The organism is Annamia dubia NIES-4383 (genome assembly GCF_055394725.1).
Genome location: NZ_AP025630.1, coordinates 1,718,208 through 1,741,328 on the forward strand (window position 1 = coordinate 1,718,208; position 23,121 = coordinate 1,741,328).

General features: G+C 30.5%; 23 protein-coding genes and 1 CRISPR repeat array. Of the genes, 5 read left to right on the forward strand and 18 right to left on the reverse strand.

The window, feature by feature from the left end; translation table 11 throughout:
* Positions 1 to 14 precede the first annotated feature (14 nt).
* The 5 genes from Anndu_RS07810 to Anndu_RS07830 all read left to right on the forward strand — a co-directional run bounded on the left by Anndu_RS07810 (position 15) and on the right by Anndu_RS07830 (position 3,904).
* Positions 15 to 290 carry a hypothetical protein gene (locus tag Anndu_RS07810; protein ID WP_464103825.1) on the forward strand — a complete coding sequence of 92 codons (276 nt, stop codon included), beginning with the start codon at positions 15 to 17 and terminating at the stop codon, positions 288 to 290.
* On the forward strand, positions 265 to 687 hold the full coding sequence (locus Anndu_RS07815) for a hypothetical protein (protein WP_464103826.1): 423 nt from the start codon (positions 265 to 267) through the stop codon (positions 685 to 687). The genes Anndu_RS07810 and Anndu_RS07815 overlap by 26 nt, the downstream gene beginning before the upstream one ends.
* 2 nt (positions 688 to 689) lie before the next feature.
* Positions 690 to 1,322 carry a hypothetical protein gene (locus tag Anndu_RS07820; protein WP_464103827.1) on the forward strand — a complete coding sequence of 211 codons (633 nt, stop codon included), beginning with the start codon at positions 690 to 692 and terminating at the stop codon, positions 1,320 to 1,322.
* A 113-nt stretch (positions 1,323 to 1,435) separates the two neighbouring features.
* Complete coding sequence (locus Anndu_RS07825) at positions 1,436 to 2,308, forward strand: DNA cytosine methyltransferase (RefSeq protein WP_464103828.1); 873 nt, start codon at positions 1,436 to 1,438, stop codon at positions 2,306 to 2,308.
* Between the two features lie 162 nt (positions 2,309 to 2,470).
* Positions 2,471 to 3,904 (forward strand): NF041680 family putative transposase, encoded by a 1,434-nt coding sequence (locus Anndu_RS07830; RefSeq protein WP_464101506.1) that lies wholly within the window; start codon positions 2,471 to 2,473, stop codon positions 3,902 to 3,904.
* Positions 3,905 to 3,954: 50 nt separating this feature from the next.
* On the opposite strand, the gene Anndu_RS07835 is transcribed toward Anndu_RS07830, so the two are convergent.
* From Anndu_RS07835 to Anndu_RS07920, 18 genes are all read right to left on the reverse strand, one after another.
* Positions 3,955 to 6,519, reverse strand: a complete 2,565-nt coding sequence (locus Anndu_RS07835) for a DEAD/DEAH box helicase family protein (RefSeq protein ID WP_464103829.1) — start codon at positions 6,517 to 6,519, stop codon at positions 3,955 to 3,957.
* A 17-nt stretch (positions 6,520 to 6,536) separates the two neighbouring features.
* The gene (locus Anndu_RS07840; protein WP_464103830.1) at positions 6,537 to 7,646 is read right to left on the reverse strand and encodes a hypothetical protein; all 1,110 of its coding nucleotides are present in this window, start codon (positions 7,644 to 7,646) and stop codon (positions 6,537 to 6,539) included.
* Complete coding sequence (locus Anndu_RS07845) at positions 7,639 to 8,094, reverse strand: type II toxin-antitoxin system VapC family toxin (protein WP_464103831.1); 456 nt, start codon at positions 8,092 to 8,094, stop codon at positions 7,639 to 7,641. Before Anndu_RS07845 ends, Anndu_RS07840 begins: the two co-directional genes overlap by 8 nt.
* Positions 8,094 to 8,366 (reverse strand): hypothetical protein, encoded by a 273-nt coding sequence (locus Anndu_RS07850; protein WP_464103832.1) that lies wholly within the window; start codon positions 8,364 to 8,366, stop codon positions 8,094 to 8,096. Before Anndu_RS07850 ends, Anndu_RS07845 begins: the two co-directional genes overlap by 1 nt.
* Positions 8,367 to 8,554: 188 nt before the next feature.
* The gene (locus tag Anndu_RS07855) at positions 8,555 to 8,839 is read right to left on the reverse strand and encodes a type ISP restriction/modification enzyme (protein WP_464104057.1); all 285 of its coding nucleotides are present in this window, start codon (positions 8,837 to 8,839) and stop codon (positions 8,555 to 8,557) included.
* A 5-nt stretch (positions 8,840 to 8,844) separates the two neighbouring features.
* Positions 8,845 to 9,819, reverse strand: coding sequence for a type ISP restriction/modification enzyme (locus Anndu_RS07860; RefSeq protein ID WP_464103833.1), 975 nt, complete (start codon positions 9,817 to 9,819; stop codon positions 8,845 to 8,847).
* 31 nt (positions 9,820 to 9,850) lie between these two features.
* Entirely contained in the window at positions 9,851 to 10,093 is a 243-nt protein-coding gene (locus Anndu_RS07865) for a hypothetical protein (RefSeq protein ID WP_464103834.1), read from the reverse strand.
* 37 nt (positions 10,094 to 10,130) lie between these two features.
* Positions 10,131 to 10,355: a hypothetical protein gene (locus tag Anndu_RS07870; protein ID WP_464103835.1), complete on the reverse strand. Its 225-nt coding sequence runs from the start codon at positions 10,353 to 10,355 to the stop codon at positions 10,131 to 10,133.
* Positions 10,356 to 10,370: 15 nt separating this feature from the next.
* On the reverse strand, positions 10,371 to 10,826 hold the full coding sequence (locus Anndu_RS07875) for a hypothetical protein (RefSeq protein ID WP_464103836.1): 456 nt from the start codon (positions 10,824 to 10,826) through the stop codon (positions 10,371 to 10,373).
* A 62-nt stretch (positions 10,827 to 10,888) separates the two neighbouring features.
* Entirely contained in the window at positions 10,889 to 11,101 is a 213-nt protein-coding gene (locus Anndu_RS07880; RefSeq protein ID WP_464103837.1) for a hypothetical protein, read from the reverse strand.
* Between the two features lie 129 nt (positions 11,102 to 11,230).
* The gene (locus Anndu_RS07885; protein ID WP_464103838.1) at positions 11,231 to 12,541 is read right to left on the reverse strand and encodes a type ISP restriction/modification enzyme; all 1,311 of its coding nucleotides are present in this window, start codon (positions 12,539 to 12,541) and stop codon (positions 11,231 to 11,233) included.
* Between the two features lie 35 nt (positions 12,542 to 12,576).
* Positions 12,577 to 12,981 (reverse strand): type II toxin-antitoxin system VapC family toxin, encoded by a 405-nt coding sequence (locus Anndu_RS07890; protein WP_464103839.1) that lies wholly within the window; start codon positions 12,979 to 12,981, stop codon positions 12,577 to 12,579.
* The gene (locus tag Anndu_RS07895) at positions 12,982 to 13,191 is read right to left on the reverse strand and encodes a hypothetical protein (RefSeq protein ID WP_464103840.1); all 210 of its coding nucleotides are present in this window, start codon (positions 13,189 to 13,191) and stop codon (positions 12,982 to 12,984) included.
* Positions 13,192 to 13,370: 179 nt separating this feature from the next.
* Positions 13,371 to 13,871: a PIN domain-containing protein gene (locus Anndu_RS07900; protein WP_464103841.1), complete on the reverse strand. Its 501-nt coding sequence runs from the start codon at positions 13,869 to 13,871 to the stop codon at positions 13,371 to 13,373.
* Positions 13,858 to 14,103 (reverse strand): UPF0175 family protein, encoded by a 246-nt coding sequence (locus tag Anndu_RS07905; RefSeq protein WP_464103842.1) that lies wholly within the window; start codon positions 14,101 to 14,103, stop codon positions 13,858 to 13,860. The genes Anndu_RS07900 and Anndu_RS07905 overlap by 14 nt, the downstream gene beginning before the upstream one ends.
* A gap of 133 nt (positions 14,104 to 14,236) precedes the next feature.
* A complete protein-coding gene (locus Anndu_RS07910) occupies positions 14,237 to 16,231 on the reverse strand; it encodes an N-6 DNA methylase (RefSeq protein WP_464103843.1) in 1,995 nt (664 codons plus the stop codon).
* A gap of 412 nt (positions 16,232 to 16,643) precedes the next feature.
* Positions 16,644 to 20,654: a CRISPR direct-repeat array (repeat unit 36 nt; unit sequence CTCTCTTTTATTAAGAGAAATTATTAGAATGGAAAC).
* Between the two features lie 63 nt (positions 20,655 to 20,717).
* Positions 20,718 to 22,667, reverse strand: a complete 1,950-nt coding sequence (gene cmr6, locus Anndu_RS07915; protein WP_464103844.1) for a type III-B CRISPR module RAMP protein Cmr6 — start codon at positions 22,665 to 22,667, stop codon at positions 20,718 to 20,720.
* A gap of 64 nt (positions 22,668 to 22,731) precedes the next feature.
* Positions 22,732 to 23,109, reverse strand: coding sequence for a hypothetical protein (locus tag Anndu_RS07920; RefSeq protein ID WP_464103845.1), 378 nt, complete (start codon positions 23,107 to 23,109; stop codon positions 22,732 to 22,734).
* Positions 23,110 to 23,121: the final 12 nt, after the last annotated feature.

Below are 23,121 nucleotides of genomic sequence, written 5' to 3' on the forward strand. Positions count from 1 at the left end.
ACGGGCTTTTTATTATGACAAAACAACAAATTATTGATGTTTTAAATACCTATCGGGAGTCAGCTTACTACTACCAAAACCCCGATCGAGCCTCATTAAAAAATCACATTTTAGAAAAGGTATTGCCATTTTTAGAGTGGGATTTAAAAGAGTTAAAAAAATGGTTGAAAAAAGAATTTCAAATCATCACTTTAACCAACTATGACGATGATTCAATCTGGCTACTATGCCACAACTTAATCCTTTTAGTAAGAGATAAAAATCATGGTACAAATACAACGGACAATTAATGAATTAAGAGGGGTAAGAATCGGGCAAATGACAGCGTTACCCTCTCAACCACGAGAGTTTTTCTGTATTAATCAAATTACCTCCGTAAAATCTCTTTTTTTAAAAGGAGAAACGCCTGAACAAATAGCTCGATCGCTAAACAAGTCCGTAAACTCGATTAATTCTTTAATTAAAAGATTAATTAAAACAGGACAAATTAAAACGGAAATACCTTTAACAAAGATTACTACTGAGTTTTTAAACTCATTAATTAACTCCCCCTACCAAATAACAAAAGTCTTTGGCAAAGGATGGATAATTAGTGAAAACAACGTCATTATTTTGGAGTTAGGCAGTTATCCTTACTCCGCCTATAAACAAGTTTTAAGCTTTAATAAAAACATAAAAGGAGAGTAAAAATGAAAATCTTAATTTATGACTGTGAAATTATTAATTGCATCCCTTCAAAATATGAAGAACGAGATCGCAATTTACGATATTGCAAAGGATGGTCGGATTTTAACGGAATGGGAATTTCTGTTATCGGCACATGGAGAAACTTTAATACCTTTAATCCTTTTGGCAAGTATGAAGCATTTGTAAATAATGAAGAATGTTGCTATTTTGGCTATGCGAAAGAAGGGAATAATTTTGAATCTTTAGCATATACAGCCGATTTTATTATCGGATTTAATTCTATTAGTTTCGATGACAAATTGTGTGATGCTAATGATGTAATTGTTAAAACCGATTTTGACTTATTAGTAGAAGTTCGTAAAGCCACAGGTCAAGGCGATGGTCATTATCAAAAAATAGGTTATTCCCTTAAAGATTTAGCCCGTGCTAATCTCAAATACAATAAATCACTTAGTGGAGAATTAGCTCCCGTCATGTGGCAAAAAGGACAGCGTAAAGAAGTAATTGATTATTGTTTAAGAGACGTAAAAATCTTAAAAGATTTATATTTTAAATTTATCAATAATCAATTAATTGACCCTGTTTACGGGAATACTATTATCTTCAATAAAAGGATAGAATTAGATTATTTTTAATAGCTTCTCAAGAGCCGATTAATATTAACTGGGAAGGATTAAAACAGCTTATTTAAACCTTTAATTTATTAACAAAGTTGACTTTAAACAAGTCAACTTTTATTTCTTAAACCATGAAAAAAGCAATTACACTGTTTTCCGGTGGGGGCGGAGTTGACCTCGGACTCCGTGCCTGTGGCATACAAGCAACGATCGCTGTGGAGGGAGAGCCGGACGGGAAAGGGATTAGTAAGCTATCATCAAAAATAGCGGATATTTACGCCCTCAATTTTCCTGAGACTAAATTGTACAGGATGCCAGTAGAACAATGGGTTAAACGCCATTTAAATGACGTTACAGATGATATTTTTGCGGTTCATGCTTCGCCCGTATGCTCCCATTATTCCGGTTTAGCCAAATTAAACAAAACTGGGGAAAGCCTCAGAGACATTGAACAGGCGATCGCAATTTGTCAAACTATCAAACATATACAACCTCAAATCTTTACCCTTGAAAATGTTAGAAATTATCAGACTTCTCTAGGGTTTAAAAATATTTTAAGCACCCTAAAATTAAATAATTATCATATTGATTTTAAGGTAATTAATTGCGTTGATTATGGTGTACCACAAGCAAGAATCAGGCTATTCTTAATAGCCTCTAAACAACCCATCAATATTAATTGGGAAGGGTTAAAACAACCAATAAAAGGCTGGTATCGTGCAATAAAAGATTTAATTCCTAATCTTAAACCATCAGTCTTAAATCCTAAACAAAAATCAGTATTGACCGAAAGCTTAGGTGATTTTCCTTTCTGTATTCAGCGCACCGGATATATTAGTCATCCCGTCATCCGACACGGTGATCGACCATTCTGGACGATTAGAAAGATGATTACCACAGATCAAAATTTAGCGAATCGGACAAAATATGCAGATATGTATTGCCCTGACTCTAAAACCTTTAAAGGACTAGACCTTGATTTTGGACTTTGGACAAAAAATTAGATTTAATGAAGCTCACATCAGACCGAAAAAATTAAAATAAGATATTTATATTAAGAGAAATTGAATATTGTCTAATAGCATAATGTCAAATAATAAACTTTCTTTCTCAACAAGTTTGTTCTATAGATTAGAATAAATAGATAGTTTATTATTCAAAATAATATGAAAATCAAAAATAAAAATTACCAAGAAGTTGAACAATTTATTCAAGGTCGTCAACGATTATATCAAAGTCTTGGTTTAAGAAAAGATGCCTTGATGAATTTACTCGATGCTCTTAGTAGTAATCAAGATGCTAAAACAGTCGTGGAATTAAGTTTAAATCCTCTATTTAAACATAAATACCAAAGTATTTATCGAGCAATTGCTGATTTTAATAAAGCGGGAAAAAAGAAATCACAAATCACAAATAAAGCCGAAATATCTAAGATTATTTTAGAGAGTATTCCTCAAAATAATCAGCGAAAGTTTCATCTATTTGGCATTGATGTAACCCCTAATTCACGCCAGTTTTCTCCTACTGTATCTGATAAAACGTTTATTCATCAACCTAACAGTATTAAAGGCAATAAACCCATCAATATTGGTCATGCTTATTCTTGGCTTTTTTACTTACCTGAAAAAATATCTAATTGTGATGCTTCTTGGACAATTCCTTTATCAGTTCAACGAGTAAAAAGCGATGAAAAAGATGTTTCTGTTGCTCATAAACAGATTAATAAAGTTTTGACAGATTCATTATTATTTAAGATAATTCTATCAGTTATTGTCGTAGATTGTCTTTATAGTCAAAAAGATTTTATTGGCAAACAAGTTCTTAATCAAGATCGACTTGTTGTCACCAGAGTTAAAAGTAATCGTGTTTTTTTTCGTCCTTTTGTCAAAGATTCTTCTGAGTTAAAAAGTGGACATCCACGTTGGTATGGTGATAAATTTGATTTAAAAGATTCAACTTCTTGGCATCCCCCTGATGATTTAATTCAAACTAATTTTACTACGAAACGTGGTAAATTATTAAATGTCAAAATTAAGGGTTGGAATAATATGTTAATGAAGGGAACAAAGGAACATAAATTGCATGATTATCCCTTTACATTATTGGAAATTACTGTTACTGATCAAGAAGGTAATTCTATTTGGAAACCAATGTGGTTAATTGCCATTGGTAAACGCCGTAACGAATTAACTTTGCTTGAAATTTATCAATCTTATCGTCAACGTTTTGACTTGGAACACTTTTTTCGATTTGGCAAACAAAGATTATTAATGAACGACTATTTAACCTCTCATACAAGTTATGAAGAAAACTGGATGAACCTAATTTTAATTGCTTATATTCAATTGTGGAATGCAAGGAATTTAGCTGTTTGCTTACCCCGCCCTTGGGAGAAATATTTGCCTAATTTTCGTGAGAGTAAGATTACCCCAGTGCTGGTTCAGAGAGACTTTTATAGAATTATTAGCACCATTGAGATCAATTCTAATTTTCCCAAACCCCGTGGTTATTCTTCTGGACGGAAAAAAGGTGAAATACAAGTGAAAAGACCACGTTATCAGGTTATAAAAAAGAATCAAAAATGTCAACAAAATAGCTAAATTGCTGTTAGAAACGACTGTTAATTAATCTTTTTTCCCCTAAAATTATTTTAGGTTAGTTTTACTTTGTCTATTTTTTTATCTTCTATTTTAACCTCTACCAATTTCTTTTTGTCCAAAGTCCAATTATAATGATCTAATAAAAATTGTTTTAATCCTTCTGCATCTGCCGATACACTCATTAATTTTTCTTTCAAATTAATAATTTTATCACTGAAATTTTTAATAGTTCTTCGCAGTGCATACATACTAGATTCTGCTCTTTGTAAAAACATTCGTCTTTGATTTTTTAATAAGGATCTTTGCTCTACGCTTTGGGTAAAATAACGAATGGGATCCGCAAAGGGAATATATAAATTACTCTCAAATTGAGAGAAAATTGTTTCTAAGGCTTTTTCTGTTTCTGGCTCAAATTCAACTGATAGCCACTCGGCTATTCTTTGTGCATATAATTGTAATTCTGGGGTGGCTTCTCTTAACATTTTTCGGGTACGTTGTAGGAATAATTCTCGATAAGTTTGCCGGAAAATATTAGTAGTATCGGTAAAGTTTTCAATCCCTATTTCTCGACTTTCAAACCATGTTTTTACTTCCGAAGAAAACCCTAAATCAGTAAAACCTTGAGGACGGGTTAAAAACGGTGATAAAATATTATAAATATCTTCTCTTTTATTATTCCAAGGAGTTGCTGTTAATAATAAATAATGTCTTTGTCTTTGATTAATTTGGTCATTATCTTTAATTTTTAAACAGGTTTTATGAATGGTATTTTTATAGTTACGAATCCCCTCATGAGCTTCATCAATAATTACTAAATCTGCCCCACCAAAACGGTTAAAATCTGCGAAAAAATTACTATTTTTTCGACTCATTAAGTTTTTATTATATAATTCATAATCGCTTTTTCTAAAACCTAATTCTGCCATTTCTCTTTCCCAGTTAGGATGTAATTTTTTAGCGGCTATAATCGCAATTTTAGCCTGTCCATTTTCCTCTCGGTAAAGTTTGGCAACGGCGGCGGCTAAACGGGTTTTCCCAAGCCCTACCGCATCCGCACAGACGGCAACACCAAAGTTTTTCATCACTCTTAAACAGTGTTGAGCGCCTGATTTTTGATGTTCAAATAATATTTCTTGATCTTGTAATTGATCTAAAATATTACTGCTTTGAGTTGTTAGTAAATGGGGGAGTTGTAAGGCTAACCAATATAAAAAGTCTTCGGGTTTTCCCTGTTTTCCTTGTAAGATTAATTCAAGGGCAATTTTAAAGTTTTCTATTTCGGAAAATTCGGGAATTGTTATTTTTGGTTTAACGGTAATTGGTTTAATTTCATTGACATTATAACTGCCTTCTTTATCTTTAACTCTTAAGCTTTTTAAAGATAGGGGAGGATGATTTTTGGCTACTTTGATTTTACCTTTAATTTTTGTCTTTTCTTGTTGTTTAATTTCCACTTCCACAAGGGGATTTTCTGGTAAATCTATTTTATCTATTTCGTCTAAATTTTTACCTTTTATTTCAATTTCTGTCGTCTTACCTGCGGGTAAAGTATCGGGGGTAATACTATCAATAATTGGCTGTTTTTCTTGTTGACGGCGTTGTTTTTCCCTTAAAATTTGTTGTAAAAATTCTTGTGTTAAATCAAAGGTAAAATTAAGATCATTCCATTCTGCATCAAATTGTTTAATTGATTCTTCAATTGTTTCTAAATCAATCTTATCTGAATAATACAAAAAGGTAACACTTTCCGCATTATTACTATGGGCGGAGCGTGTAAAATTATCTGAGCCTTCATGTAAGATTGAATTACCTAAATTATCGCTTAAAATGCCTGTTTTTTTGTGATAAATACCTTGGGTTTCTTGCATTTTAACTAATTTAATACTCAGAATTTCTAATCTGACTAATTCTGCTAAAATAGTTGTACTTGCAAAAGTTTTATGGTTTAATCCTTGTAAAAATTCTGTTAAACTTTGGTTAATAAATTCTTCTCTATATTCAGGATTATGTAATTTTTCTAAAGTTTGTAAATCTCTTTGATTAGTGAAGCCTTGCCAGTCCATTAATAGTTTTATTTTACCATCATTTAACACTAAATGTAATAATGGTTCTTCATAGAGTTTTAAGACTCCACTATTAAAATAAGCCGTAGATCTGCGATATAATTTTGTTCTTTCTAAATAGGCGGTAATAAAGTTATGATATTGTTCTAATTGTTGAGGTAAATTAAAACGTCTTTGTTTTTTGATGGTATTTTCTAATTCTAAAAATGTATTTTTAATTAAATTTTCTTCTTTGGTGGCATTTTCTAAGTTTAAAAATTGTTCAATAACTGTTAAGTTACTGGTGCGCAAAAGGGTAGTATTAGGAAGATTTCCCTCCCGTTTCGGGGTATATTCAAAGATATGGGCATTATTTAAGTCAATGCGAATTAATTTATAACTAGAATGTTTAGTTAAGCCTAAAAAACTAACAATATTTTTTAATAAATTATCTGCGTCTCGATGTTTAAATATTAACCAATAATTATGATCAATACCCTTAATTTCTGGCTCTTGTAAAATGTAATAGGGGCGTTGTTTTCTGGTTAAATCTTGTATTACTTGTGATAGCATAGTTTTATTAATAGTTTTTATGATAGAGAAATTAGTTCAGTTTGAAATGTGCATTGTTGAATTAAATTATTTATTTTATTATCATCATAATCTTGATAAGATATATTTTTACATTCTTGATTGAAAAAATTTTGGCAGTTGTTAATAGCTTCTTTTTCAGATGAAGCAATTCCAATAATACTTTGATCTTGCGTTAGAATATCTGTGTTTTGACTTGTAGTCATTATTGCTATATAGTGAACTTCATAAATTTCATTTTTAATGTTTATCCTTAGTATATTTTGATTGATTAAATCGAATTTATGTTTTAAATATTTGAATTGACTACATATACTATGACTTAAGTTTTTGTGAATTATCAATGATTCTTGTCCTTTAAAAATATCGCATTTTATTTCCTTAATCATCCTTAAATAGTTTTGAATAAAATTATTTTTTAAGTTTTGTTTATCTTCTTGACTATATTGAATTTTTAGTAAATAAATAGCTAATAATCCATATTGAATTGATTGAATGACTGACAATCTAGCTATTAGGTAAATATTTTGCTGTTGTATATCATTAGGATTTTTATTGTCCTTAATTAATATATTTATATTAATAAATAGTCTGTCAATATAACTTAAACATTCGTTTAGCATAATTGGATATTGGGAAATAATATCAATTTCAACTTGATTATATATACCAATTTTTTTTAAAGCTTTGTGGTAAAGTTCATCATTATCTAGCCTATTTTTATAAATTTTAATATATTCTATATCTCTATCAAAATTAGCCAAATTAAAATGAAGTTGAATAAATGCTAAAGCCTTTCTTTGAGATTCAATAGAATTAAGAAAAATTATAGATATTTCTTGTTTTTCTTTTCGATTAGCTAATTCTTTTAACATATAATTAGCAACAAAAATACTGATAAGTGTTATCGCAAGTTTGTTTTCAAAAAAGAAAGAATAAAACTTTTGTGACAAAAATCCAGAAGATATAACAAGAAAAGTCAATATCTGAATTTTCAAAGGATTTTTATTTAATTGATCAAAGGCTGTATTCATAAGAAAAATACCTGATATTGTTATTCCTGACAATGCAGGTATAATATCAACAAAAGATGAAAAAATATTACTCATGATTATCTCTCCAGTTTTGTAAAGGAAAATTAATAACAGTTTTTATTCTTGGAAAATCAGTATCAGCCGATACTAAAGTTAGATGATTACGAATAGCGATCGCCCCGATCCAAAGGTCATTTTCATCAAAACCTAATTGAGTGATTTTAGTAGTTTGACGTTTTGTTTTTTGTTTGGGCCCAAAATTCTTAATTAAACTTGCTTTAATTTGTCCATAAATTTTAGCTGTTTTTTCATCTATATAATAAACTCGAATATCAGCTAAAAATTGATCAAGACGAGTTAAATTTTTGTCTTTATAAGTAGAATTTTCCGCCATAAAACTAAGCTCACCAACTGTTATAATACTGGTGGCTATATTTGTTTCTCCCACTTTCCTTATATAATCAAGAATTGTCTGATTTTCAAGGAGAATTAAACTACAATGATTAGTGTCTAAAAGATACATTATTCAAAAGGATTTATTCGATTATTAATTGTTACTTTACCTCTAGTTTCATACATTAACTCAAGGCATTCTTCTAAGTCGTCGCCTTCCCACTTACCAGCATGATCTAAAATTGAACGCCCTGAAGCTTCTCGATAATTGATAGTTTTTCCTAAATTTGTTTGTTCTTTTTCTTTAAGAAATTCTACAAATTCATCAATAACTTTTAAATTTTCGGCAGAAATTTTTAATAAGTTATCTTCGATTTTTTGTCTTAATTCTATTGTATTCATTGTTTAAACCTCCTTAATTGATAAAAAGTTAGCTTTTAATATAATACTTGAATCATAATTTTAAATCTCCTTTTTTGATTAAGTAACCCTAGTATAACAGATAATTAATTTTTCCCCATCAATTTAATACTAATTTCCCTAATCTTAAAAGTGGGAATTTTAATAAATCCCCCACTTTTTAACATCTTTTATTCTATGGGAAAACTGGGAATAACTGTATCAATTATTTTCATTAATTTAATCGTTTCTCCAATGGCAATAATTATTTTTTGATAATGTAATATATCCTCATCTGTTAAAATGCGTTCTTTTCTGTCTTTTAACCATTTTTGACATACTTGATAACCCCCTATATAAAAGTTCCAAATTTCTTCACAAATTCCCTCAAAACTATCACCATCTTTGTTAATTATTACCGTATTATTTTTATATTTGGGATGCCCTGCTGTTACTTGATGATTTCCTTTACTAATAAAGGTTAGATCCCCCCAACCCCCCTTTTTGAAGGGGGGGTTAGGGGGGGATCAAACACTGCTGATGTCATTAAATGTAATCCTACTAACTGCTCACCAATTTCTGCTAATTTGTTGAATAAATCAGGGTTTTTTGTAATAGGTACTCTGGGAAAATCTATCTTTAAAAATTCGGCGTAACGGGTGCGATAGGTGGGAGAATGAAAGATGGCATAGATATAATAAAATATGTTTTCAGGTGTGGGTAAATAACCTAGTTTTTCTGTTAGTTGATTCAAAAATTCTTTAGAAAAATTAACCCTTTTTTTCTGTTGTAATTCTTGAGGTTTATCTGTTTCTGGATATAAATAAAGAGGAAATAAACAAGCTGAAGCATTAGCAGTTTCTAAAATATGTAAATCAATAGAATTATTAGAAATAAAAACATGATTATAAGCGATTCTAACTTGCCTATTTGTTATTAACCCTAAATTATCACCTAATAACATATTTTTCATGATTTTCTTAACAGTTCGCCAGACTAAAGAATCATGATAAAATATTAATCTAGTATCAAAAGGACGATATAAAACAGGCTTTATATATTGCTCTAAATTATCTTCTTTTTTGATTAATTCCCTAGCATTTTTAATATTCCAACCTTTTTTTAAAGGAATATCTAATTTTTGACAAACTTCCTCATCTGTATCTGTAGAATCTCTAAAAATTGTCGCCCTTTCTAAAATAGGTTCTTTTTCAAAATCAATTACTATTTTATCTCTAGCTGTAGTCATTCCCACACCATTAACAGGCATAACATCAGTTATTTTAAAATAATCATTATATTCTGTTAATAAATCGGTATTTTGTGGAATAAATAAATAAAAAGGAGATTGGGGATTAACCTCTTGAAAATCAGTAGAATGAAAGGAATTTTCAGATAAAACTTGATACTTATATTCCCTTGTGCCGTATAAATGAGCGTGATAAATTTTAGCCATAATAAAACCTGCTATAATAAAAACAAAAAACTTAAATTAAGGTACTACTCACTAATTCTTGTTTTGCTGTACCATAAAGATAATGATGATGTTGATAGGATAAATCTTTAATTCCTGTTTTAATTTGACAATTTTCAATAATTTTTTCAAACTCATCTTCATCTTGTTTTGAATCTTGATTGAGTTCTTTGATAATTAAGATAGCAATTTTTTCTTGTTCAGAATCAGGTAAATTTTTTACTTGATTAATCGCTGATTCTAATAGTTGAATCATAATTTTAAATCTCCTTTTTTGATTAAGTAAAGAACAACTAATCTAAATGTTGATAATATTCAGCTATGTTATCAACATTTTTCCATTGATTCATTTCTTTTAAAACATCTTCAACATTTTGATTATCCAACCATTGATGACGCTCTTTTGTATAGTCACCTTTACCCTCATTAAAATGTTGAATAAAACGAATCATTCCTACTACTCCTAAAGCATCCGTAAGAGCTTTATAACCTTTAGTTAAAATTTCATTTTGTGTCATTTTAGTCACCTTTTTTTATGTAAAATTTGTGATCCAATCAAGAGGATTTGCTAATTGTACTTTTATTATATCACCATAGCGTAAAGAACGCTTTAATAAACGATCATCTGTGGTTAATAAAATATCAACTTGCCCATATTCCGCACTAGCAATATGAGCCGCATCATAAGCAGAAAAGCCTATCTGATTAAGTTCTAAAGTTCTTTTAGCAATAGTTTCATTAACAAATATTCTCATAGTTGCAAGGGATAATATCTCGATAACTTGTTTTAATTTTTCTCGATTAGAAATTTTTGCAATTTCCGTTTCAATCGCATTACTGGTAACAAGTTGCCAATTATTTATTTTACATTTATTAATGATGATAATAATTGCTTCTGTTTCTAAACGAATCCGATCTTGTGTTTGATCGTCAAAAGGGCGATTTAAACAACAGACATCTAAATAAATTAAATAATTTTTATTATTCATTGATTGAAACTCCATTTTTTATCATCATATTAAGATTAATTCCTAAAATCTCATTATAAATTTTATTCATAAACTTTACTTTCTTCATTTCTTATTGCTTCAATATCACGCCAAAAATCGGCTCTTGTCACATTTTTGAGAGTCAATTGACGCTCTTTTGTATAGTCACCAAAACCCCAACCAACCTCTTGTAAAAAGCGGATAGTATCAACTTGTCCTAACTCTTTTACTAATATTTCATAACCTTTTTGTTTTAATTCAATTGGTGTCATCATCTTCATCTCCATTTAATAAAATATGATTCATTAACCAAATAACTGGATTTTCTAATTTTACCTTTAATAAATGATGATAATTAATTGCTTTTTTCAATAATCTATAAATCCCCCACTTTTTAACATCTTTTATTCTATGGGAAAACTGGGAATAACTGTATCAATTTTTTTCATTAATTTAATCGTTTCTCCAATGGCAATAATTATTTTTTGATAATGTAATATATCCTCATCTGTTAAAATGCGTTCTTTTCTGTCTTTTAACCATTTTTGACATACTTGATAACCCCCTATATAAAAGTTCCAAATTTCTTCACAAATTCCCTCAAAACTATCACCATCTTTGTTAATTATTACCGTATTATTTTTATATTTGGGATGCCCTGCTGTTACTTGATGATTTCCTTTACTAATAAAGGTTAAATCCCCCCAACCCCCCTTAGAAAGGGGGGCTTTTTCCTCTGTTTCCCCCCTTTTTGAAGGGGGGGCTAGGGGGGGATCAAACACTGCTGAGGTCATTAAATGTAATCCTACTAACTGCTCTCCAATTTCTGCTAATTTGTTGAATAAATCAGGGTTTTTGGTAATAGGAACTCTGGGAAAATCTATCTTTAAAAATTCAGCGTAACGGGTGCGATAGGTGGGTGAATGAAATATCGCATAGATATAATAAAATATATTTTCAGGTGTGGGTAAATAACCTAGTTTTTCTGTTAGTTGATTCAAAAATTCTTTAGAAAAATTAACCCTTTTTTTCTGTTGTAATTCTTGAGGTTTATCTGTTTCAGGATATAAATAAAGAGGAAATAAAGACTCACTACCTTTATTATCTGATCTAATTGCACCATCAGAAATTATATATTTACTAACAAAAAAATAAGAGATTTTATCTCCTATCATTTGACGACGTGCTATAAAACCTAAATTATCACCTAATAACATATTTTTCATAACTTCAGGGCGAGGCCTACAAATAAATCCTCTACTTTTACCTAAATAATAAGTAAATTTAACATCAAAAGGACGATATAAAATAGGTTTTATTTTATCTTGACTAATATCATTTTCTTTGATACTTTCTTGAGCTAAATTAACTTTCCAATCTCTTGAATCATTCCCTAAATTATATTTTTCTCTCGCTGTTTCTTCATCTAAACTAACAAAATCATTAACAATATGCCAAATTTCTTCAGGAGTATCTTGAATAGTTAATTTATCTCTAGCTGTGACAATTCCCACACTATTAACAGGCATAACATCAGTTATTTTAAAATAATCATTATATTCTGTTAATAAATCCGTATTTTGTGGAATCAATAAATAAAAAGGAGATTGGGGATCAACCTCTTGAAAATCAGTAGAATTAAGGGAATTTTCTGATAAAACTTGATACTTATATTCCCTTGTACCGTGTAAATGAGCATGATAAATTTTAGCCATAAAATTAAACTCTAAAAATAACAAAAAATAACAAATTAAGTTAAAATGTGAAAACCAGCCTGTGTAAAATGATGATCAAAAGTTAACACATCAGTAATATTATAATCTCTCATAATAATAAATGAAATACAATCAACTAATCCCCAATCTTTATCTTTATATTGTTTATATAAATCGAAACCTCTGTGAAATAAATCTGAAGTTAAAGAAATTAATTGTACATCCTCAGCCATTAAAAAATTATCAATAACTAGAGTAGCTTCTTCTTTATAATTACGACTTAAAGCATTGCCAATTTCTAATAAAATAGGTTCAGAAATAATTAAAGGATACCCGTCATAAATATCAGCTAATTTAACAGCCTGACTATGATAATCGTCTTTTTCATTAATTAAACCAATAATATAAGAAGTATCTACAAAAATTTGATTTAAACTCATTTATTTTTCTCCTGTTAAATAGAGATCAATATTTTGAGCAAAATCTTCAGGGGCTTGAATTTTAATCTGTTTTAATTTAGATAAAACACCAGTTTTTTTGACTGATTTTTCTTGACTAATTTCTTGCATAATTAATAAAGCGATTCTTTCTTGTTCAGAATCAGATAAAGATTTTACTTCATTAATTGCAGATTCTAATAGTTTAATCATAATTTTAAATCTCCTTTTTTGATTAAGTAACTATAGTATAACAGATAACTTTAATTAACTAAACTATTAAGAGAATTTTCTGATAAAACTTCATACTTATGTTCTCTTGTACCGTATAAATGAGCGTGATAAATTTTAGCCATAAATTTAAGTTTTTTTTTAAATAAATTGATTAATAATCAAGCATTTAATTCATTAGTTTCTATTAATATTTGCTGTTCTAAATGAGGAGCAATACGAAAATTAGCATTTTGGCGTAATTGATTGAGAAGTTCTCTTACTGATAAAACTTGACCTTCACGCCATCCTTTTAAAATAATACCTAAAATTCCCGTAAGATTTAATCCTAATGTTCTCGCAACCCTCCTTCCATCTCTTTCATCTAATAATAATAAATCAGCATTTAATTGAATAGCTAAAGCAATTGCTTGGGCTTCCCCTTCATCTAATTCTCTCCTTAATAATTGAACAAAAGCCTGATTTTCTACTGATTGAATAGTTAGCCAACCTGCCGTAATAGCGTCTCGTAATTGTTGAGAGCCGGGCAAATTTTCGGCGATTCTTAACTCACTTAAAACAGCAGTAGGAATGATAATTTGATTAAATTGTTGTGGCATAAGTGAGAGTTGATTAATAATAGCTAAATTAAGCAAAGGTGAGGTATTACTAACGACTAGCATAGTTTAAATCTTCCTCTAATTCTTGTTGGGTATAATGACGATTAATCCCCCTTTTTCCTAAGAGTTGACTAAACTCATAATGTCCTAAATTAGCTAGTTCTCTTGCTTTACCTAAAGAGAGTAATTCTTGTTGATATAAGCTTAAAGCTAATTCTTTTAATAATTCACTTTCAAGACGGTTTTCTGGTAAGCGAATTGATTGTAAAACAGAGTCAGGAATTGAGATTTGCATTAGTTTAGATTGGTTATTGTGTTAATAATAATTATAGGACAGTTTAACCAAAATAAAAAGTTCTTAAAACTAAGAGTTGAATCATAATTTTAAATCTCCTTTTTTGATTAAGTAACTATAGTATAACAGATAATTAGTTTTTCACCATAATATTAATACTAACCCCCTGTTGAATATCAAAAACATTTTCATCTTTACCACCATCAAAAGCCGTTTCTTTTTTCTTACTATTACCATGTAAATCATAGATAAAAATTTCATCAAAACTATTAATTAATTGTTGTCTCATGCCTCGAAAAGTGGGATTATCTAAGAAACCATGATTATTAATAAAAGCTAAAATTCCCTTATTATTTTGGTCAATTTTCCATTGAGAAAAACGCATAAATTTAACATAATCATCCTGTAACCATTTTGAATTTTTCTCACCTAAAGGTTGACCATTAATGATATAATAATCATTCAATAAATCCTTAATCCAACTATTATTATTTTCCGAATGTCCAGAGTAGGGAGGATTACCAATAATAACCATAATTGGCTCATTTTTCTTAATTCTTGATCCCGCTTTTGCTTCATTAGCTATTAACTCCTCCATTTGAGGAATAGCTAAACTTAATTGTTGTTTTTCTTCTTTAGTTTCCACATTTTCTAAAGTATTAATTAAATAGACACCTAAACGCTTACCACTCGCAAATTTATAACCAGTTTCCTCTAAAAATAAACCTAACTTTAAATGACAAATAGCGTAGGGAGCTACTAATAATTCAAAACCAAAAATTCTCGGTAATAAACATTCCGATACATATTCATTCCATAACTCATTTAGATCCCCCCTAGCCCCCCTTAATAAGGGGGGAATAAATAGATCAGGCGCTTCTTGAAAACGCTGATAAATTAACTGAAAAATATTAAATAAAAATGTACCAGTGCCACAAGCGGGATCTAAAATCATCACTTCTGGATCCGCAATTCCTAAAGGTTTATTAAACTTAATTTTAATTAACTCATCAACGGATCTAACCATATAGGAAACCACAGGCTCAGGAGTATAATAAACCCCTCTTTTTTCCCGCATTTTCGGTTTATATGCCCCTAAAAAATCCTCATAAAAACAAATTACAATATCCTCTCGGTTCATGTTATTACGAAAATCCCTTAAGATTGCCTCCATTTTCGCCGCTCTGAGGATACCTAAAACCTGATCTAAACAATCAATTAAATCATCACCTAATTTATTAGTTGATTTTTCTAAAACATCTTGAAATAATTGCTTTAAAAAGGGATTAGTTTCGGGTAATTCTTGCCAAGCATAACGGCGATTAAAGTCTTGTTTAGGATTTTTCACATAACTAAAAACCCTTGCCGTAAATAAACCATAGGCAATAGTTTGAGCGTAAACATCACTAAAACTATAATCTTTTGGATGATCGGAAGTTAACTTAAGATTTGGTAATAATTCCCGTTGAAAACTGGTTAATAACTGATGTAAATAACCGTCATCTTTTTCCTGTTCATAAACTAGGGGAATTACCTGTTCAATTCTTTGAGTAACTAGGGCTAATTCGGTGGCTAATTCTTGAGCAGATTGGGCAGTTTTATAGAAAATAAAATCAATTTGAGGGGTAAAACCTAGCAGATTTTCTAAGATTTTATCTTGTAATTGTTCTTGGTGTAAACGATTGAATTTAGACCTTAAATCTTCACTATTAATCTTACAAATTTCGATCGCCCTTTGTCTAATTCTGCCTTCGGTGGGTAAAATTAAAGCCACTTTTGCCTCTGCCCCCTCTGTCTGGGGTGAGGGTAATAAAAGATACATTACAGGCTGATTTTCAGCGATGCGATTGATATAATGTCCATAAATTTCTAACTGTTGGGGTTCATCGGTGAAAAACTGCTTAAGCTCTGAATTACTACCCTCATTTAACTCACTATAAAAACCCACAGCGATGGGGCAAGTTTCAGAGGCATCTTCTGGATTATTCCCCGGACGTAAATACCAAAAACGAGAACCTTTATTGTCTCTTTGGGCAATGGGATAATTGAGGTGCGATCGTAAATTTTCCACAATTTGCTCCTCAGTACCGATGAAAATAGCCTGTAAATTAGGGGTAGTAATAGTCATAATAAAAGATTAATCAGTGTTTCAAAGCTCAGAATTGATTTTCAAGAATGATTAATTGATGATTGTATCAGAAAAGCTCACTTTTAAAAGTAAAGTTTTCGATAGTAATTATTAAACTAAGGTTAATCCCTCTTTTGCAGTTCTGACTTGTGTAAAAACGACAAGTCAAAGGATTAAGATTGTGTCGGCTCGTCTTTGGGCTAATCATTAAGATTAGGGAAATCCACTGATTTTGCGAGGGATAACAAAAAAGAGCAAAAGGATGATTCTTTCGTTCTAACCCTCGCACCCTTACAGCATAAGGTTTTTCAGCTTTTTTCTTTGACTTTATTCCCGTTTAAATGCTATAATTTTCCTATCCCTCGCAAATAGCATTTTTAGTTATCACTATATCTGCTTTTCGGCGATGGCTCTCTCTTTTATTAAGAGAAATTATTAGAATGGAAACTCTCTATGACTATGCCGTTGTCTTTAAACCATTTAGCTCTCTTTTATTAAGAGAAATTATTAGAATGGAAACGACATAATTTTTCCCACAAACGAGTTAATTCTGCAAACTGTCTCTCTTTTATTAAGAGAAATTATTAGAATGGAAACGTCATACGATATTTAAAGGTACGACCTTCAATATGTCTCTCTTTTATTAAGAGAAATTATTAGAATGGAAACAGTCCATTGGCTATCAAAGTCAAAGTCAGAATCAACTGAACTCTCTTTTATTAAGAGAAATTATTAGAATGGAAACTTCTATCCAAGTTACTTCTCTTTCCCATTTCTTATTACCCTCTCTTTTATTAAGAGAAATTATTAGAATGGAAACTATTCGGTAAGGTATCTTAATTTCTACTTTAGATGCCTCTCTTTTATTAAGAGAAATTATTAGAATGGAAACAATCAGAAAAGAGTCTGATTGTTCTCTGATGATTGTGCCTAGCTCTCTTTTATTAAGAGAAATTATTAGAATGGAAACTTATTAAGATATAAGTATCTTAACTTTTCGATTATATCTTCTCTCTTTTATTAAGAGAAATTATTAGAATGGAAACAGTAATGCTCAATCAATACAGTAGTGTCATCATCATTAAGACATGATGCTCTCTTTTATTAAGAGAAATTATTAGAATGGAAACCAAGGCTTACTACTAGGTTCAAGTCCTAGTGTGGGTATCAGTTCTCTCTTTTATTAAGAGAAATTATTAGAATGGAAACTCTGCTGTTAAGGAATTAGGTGGTGATACATCTAAACTTGCTCTCTTTTATTAAGAGAAATTATTAGAATGGAAACTCAGGTTCATCTTCTAATTCATAAGGAGCAGGTTTATCTCTCTCTTTTATTAAGAGAAATTATTAGAATGGAAACTTTGGTATATAAATCAAAGCCATAATCATCACCTGTAGCGCTCTCTTTTATTAAGAGAAATTATTAGAATGGAAACCGTCATCAGGTAACTCAGGAGCAGGAGCATCCCAATTTATCTCTCTTTTATTAAGAGAAATTATTAGAATGGAAACTAGACCTGTGCTATCCCTCACAGGAAACGATTGGTAACTCTCTTTTATTAAGAGAAATTATTAGAATGGAAACATAGGACTTCCTTTTTCATTTACTGCACCTTCTTTCTTTAGGTCTCTCTTTTATTAAGAGAAATTATTAGAATGGAAACCTTTTTTATATACCTCTACCATCATCCTATGCCCTCTCTCTTTTATTAAGAGAAATTATTAGAATGGAAACAGGATTAAAGGTGGTAGTAATAACAAATACAATTTCTCTCTTTTATTAAGAGAAATTATTAGAATGGAAACCCGTTGTCTTTAAACCATTTAGATACTGCTTGTTCTTTATCTCTCTTTTATTAAGAGAAATTATTAGAATGGAAACTTTTTCCCTCTATTATCTTTTATTTTCTGTTCCGTCTCTCTTTTATTAAGAGAAATTATTAGAATGGAAACTTCTATAGATACAGGAGTAAGTAAGTTCACTGCTTTAGGTTCTCTCTTTTATTAAGAGAAATTATTAGAATGGAAACCCCATTTAACATGAGCATGATGTTCATTATCATCACTCTCTTTTATTAAGAGAAATTATTAGAATGGAAACTCCAAATAGTTTAAGTAATTTTGTAGCTAATCTTTCTCTCTCTTTTATTAAGAGAAATTATTAGAATGGAAACATAAATTCCTCATAAGTGACTTTAGCTTCACTTTCTCTCTTTTATTAAGAGAAATTATTAGAATGGAAACAGTAAATTGTGGTTTTCATATCTTTGTGTTTCCTTATTTATGTTTACTCTCTTTTATTAAGAGAAATTATTAGAATGGAAACTATTGAAAAGAATAGCCTTATCCCGATAGATAGACCTAACTCTCTTTTATTAAGAGAAATTATTAGAATGGAAACTCTTTAGAAAGTAGCCTAACTAAATGTAAATTATGTCTCTCTTTTATTAAGAGAAATTATTAGAATGGAAACCTATAAGACGTGCCAGAGCTAAAATATGTAGTCATTCTCTCTTTTATTAAGAGAAATTATTAGAATGGAAACACACAAGAACCTGCCACACAGAGGAGACCGAGAAGAAGGAAAGCTCTCTTTTATTAAGAGAAATTATTAGAATGGAAACAGCAATCTCCGCATCCTTCGCCTCCTCCTTAAGCTGCTCTCTTTTATTAAGAGAAATTATTAGAATGGAAACTTAACTAGGGGCGGTTGCTTATTTTAGAGTTAAATCATCATACTCTCTTTTATTAAGAGAAATTATTAGAATGGAAACTTTCCATTAATCGCTCTAATCGTGTTGTCATTTTTACTCTCTTTTATTAAGAGAAATTATTAGAATGGAAACTAAACCTAAAAGTACAATAACTACTTCTAAGGGAATATCGCTCTCTTTTATTAAGAGAAATTATTAGAATGGAAACTTAATTTTTCCTGTTAAATCCATAAATCCCTTGCCTAAACCTTGCTCTCTTTTATTAAGAGAAATTATTAGAATGGAAACGTATCCCTATCTACTACTTTACCTCTATCTACTTTTATACTCTCTTTTATTAAGAGAAATTATTAGAATGGAAACAGAATATCTTTAATAGACACAAAGGTATCGTAGGGTCTCTCTTTTATTAAGAGAAATTATTAGAATGGAAACCAAGTCAGTAAATCGTTATATCTAATGAGAAGAGTTTCTGATGGACTCTCTTTTATTAAGAGAAATTATTAGAATGGAAACTTGATCCTTTTTTTGTTGAAAGTTTACTAAACTGATAACTGCTCTCTTTTATTAAGAGAAATTATTAGAATGGAAACCGCAATGTCTATAAACTAGTTTAGTTACCAGATCAGCTCTCTTTTATTAAGAGAAATTATTAGAATGGAAACCCAAATCAGAAAAGTTGATAGCCATTGAAAAAACTCTCTCTTTTATTAAGAGAAATTATTAGAATGGAAACCTCAAGGGGTGGGGAGTCATTGGTTAAAAAATCATTTTCAACCTCTCTTTTATTAAGAGAAATTATTAGAATGGAAACGTGGACATTACTACACAACGCAAGAAATTCGCTTACATGGTAACTCTCTTTTATTAAGAGAAATTATTAGAATGGAAACCGTGGGAAATCTGTTCTCCTTTCTACGTTTACCTAAGTACTCTCTTTTATTAAGAGAAATTATTAGAATGGAAACAAGATATAGAGGCTTGGTATGGATTTGTTCCGTACTCTCTTTTATTAAGAGAAATTATTAGAATGGAAACTTGACTTATCCTTTTTACTGTAAACTTTCTCTTTCCAGAGTATCTCTCTTTTATTAAGAGAAATTATTAGAATGGAAACATTTGTGGGAAGACAGGCTACTGATCGACCAAGCCTTTGCGACTCTCTTTTATTAAGAGAAATTATTAGAATGGAAACACCTTGCACTTTCAAAGGTGCAATATTGTTATCATAATCTCTCTTTTATTAAGAGAAATTATTAGAATGGAAACTGTACGCATATGACATAAAAATAAGCTTAACGGCTCTCTTTTATTAAGAGAAATTATTAGAATGGAAACCACTTCCAAAACATAGCTGTAAAAACCCATAACAAAACTCTCTTTTATTAAGAGAAATTATTAGAATGGAAACCTAGTAGCATCGTAGAATTTAAGATACTTAATTTCCATATCTCTCTTTTATTAAGAGAAATTATTAGAATGGAAACATAAATTTCCGTCCGCTTTTTGATGCCCACCTTTCTCTCTTTTATTAAGAGAAATTATTAGAATGGAAACTTAGCGCGATCGTCTTAATCTTGTTCGTCCAATCTTTTTCTCTCTTTTATTAAGAGAAATTATTAGAATGGAAACAATAAAATCAAGGCATCTCAGGAAGCCTATTTAGCAGATAGCTCTCTTTTATTAAGAGAAATTATTAGAATGGAAGCCTAAGACAAAAAAACCCAACTCAAACAAGAGAAGGGTTTTTTATTAGAAATAAATTGATTATTTTAGGTTAATGGAAATATTTGAATAGGATTATTTAACTTTTCTAAATAGCTTCTTCTAGGGTTTTCCGTAGCACCAAAAACAGTTACTATTTGATAATCACCTAAATCAGCAATCCAAACAGGGGAAGGTTTGACATTTCTGGTAACTTGTCCGCATAAATTACCATCATAATCTTTTTGTCCCATCCGATTTGTTATTTTTAAATCAGGACTATGTAAAACAGATAACGCATAAATTTTATTATTGTTATTCTGACCTTTGCAAATAATAATACGACAGTTTAGATCGGCTACTTCATACCAATTATCTTGACGAACATTACCAGCGTTTCTTAAATTCCGATAATCAAATGGAATCTGTGTAATTTCATTTAATAGCTGATAAAACTGTTTTAATTTTTGCTGAAATAGTTGTTTAAATTCGTTAATGCTATCAGGTAAATCCCAAAAAGGTTCTTCCGTTTCCACATAAAAAGTTGAACCACGAAACCAAGGCGCACGTTCACGATTTTGACGAGAATAACAAGGTCGTCTTGCACCTTGTCCTATTCCACCCAGATTAAACATAAACCAAGTCAATATTCTCGCTAATTTCTTAACAGATTCTTCTTGATTTTTAGGAGTAGTAGAAGCTAAAGATAAAATTAAAGTGCCTTGTTGTTCTCCCACAGGATCATTTTTACCTTGATGATTAGGACGAGGTTCTGTTTGAGTGACTTTACCATCAAGAATATTTACTTTGAAATAACCGTTTCTTTGGGGATTAATACCACCAAAAAGAGTAGCTTCCCATGTTTTAACATCATCTGGATTTAATACTCCTAATGCGAAAACTCTAAACCAATAACGCAACATTGATTTAAACGCAATAGGACGCACTTCTGCTTGTGCTTTTCCTCGCATTTGATATTCATTTCTTCTGTCATTCCAACTCCACTGGGTAAAGCTTTGATAACCATGAATTAATTGACCTTCTAAAGTAAAATCAACTCTTAAAAATTCGCTAGTTTGAGTTTGTTTACCCGCCGTAATTAACTGACCATAACCTGTATTAATTTGTGAACCAATACCAGATTCTAAACCCTTAATTAACCATTGTTTAACTTGTTCTAGTAATTTAAGATTACTTTGATTACTGGCTAACTTTAAACCAATTAAAAAAGTAGGCTGTTCTAATGATAAAAAAACATTAGGATTAGGGCTATAATTAGGATTATTTCCTTCCCAATTCCAAATATTATTAGCCATATCCATTGTTAAACCGTGTTGACTCGGCAAAGGGTAGGCATCAAAAAAGATTACTTGACCAGCATTATTTGTACTATTTTCCCCTTCTAAATTACCAAAATGTTTAGTTATTTGGGGATGTTTTTCTGCTGTTTGATAATCAAGATTTTCTTTGATCATTAACTCTCGAATCGCTTGATTTCTCGCCACTCCCTTTAAACTAGCCGAAGGAATGAAAGGAATACCCAAGTTATCAAAGGCAGGTAATAAAATATTTTCAGCCCCACGATGCCCACCCACTCTAATCCGCCATGATGATTTAACTTGAAAAGTATGATCTTTTCCAGCCATTAATGTTAATCGGCGGTTCATTTCTTGTAAGCGTTGATTATAATTAGCTTTATCCGTTGCTAACTGTAAAATCTGAATTTTAGTAGCGTCTTTATAATCGTGATCAGGTGATCGCATCCATCGGAGATACTCAACAAAACTAGCAGTAGGATCCGGACTCGGTGGATGATTGGGGTCTAACCAAGGGGAAGGTAAAGGTGGATTGTGATTATTCCCACCTTGATTATGATTATTCCCACCACTGCCACGATTACCGCCGGAGTTGCCACCAGTGCTAATTACTCTCCTTTGAGGGGGATTAGTTGATTGGTTAGGTTGTTGAGGAGAATTAGGACGTTGAATTGGGTTAGGTCTTTGGAATGGATCAGGCATAATTTTAAGATAAAATGAATCTTGATTTCAATGTTTAAATAAGTGATAACTGATAAAAGAAAAACTAATCATAAACAGCATTAGCCCAAAAACTGAACTCATTAGCCAGTTCTAAACCTAAACCTGTTAAACCTAAATATTCATCAGCAGTCATATTTTTAAGCGTATTTAAACCATTATTTCCGGCTAAATTATTAAGTTCAGAAAGTTGTTGTAAACATTCAAAATAAGCTTTGACAACATCTTTTTTACCATCCTGAGACAAAGCTGTTTCTTCTGCTTTGAGTCTCATCATTCCCCATGTTGCTAAATAGGTATAAAGCTCGATTGCCTGATTTTTTTGTTCTTTTTTCTTACTATCATCAGGAGTTGATTCTCTCAACTGAGATAAAACTTCAAAAACAGGAGTTGAGATAGTACGAGGGTCAAAAGTTGTGGGCATAATTGTCTCCTT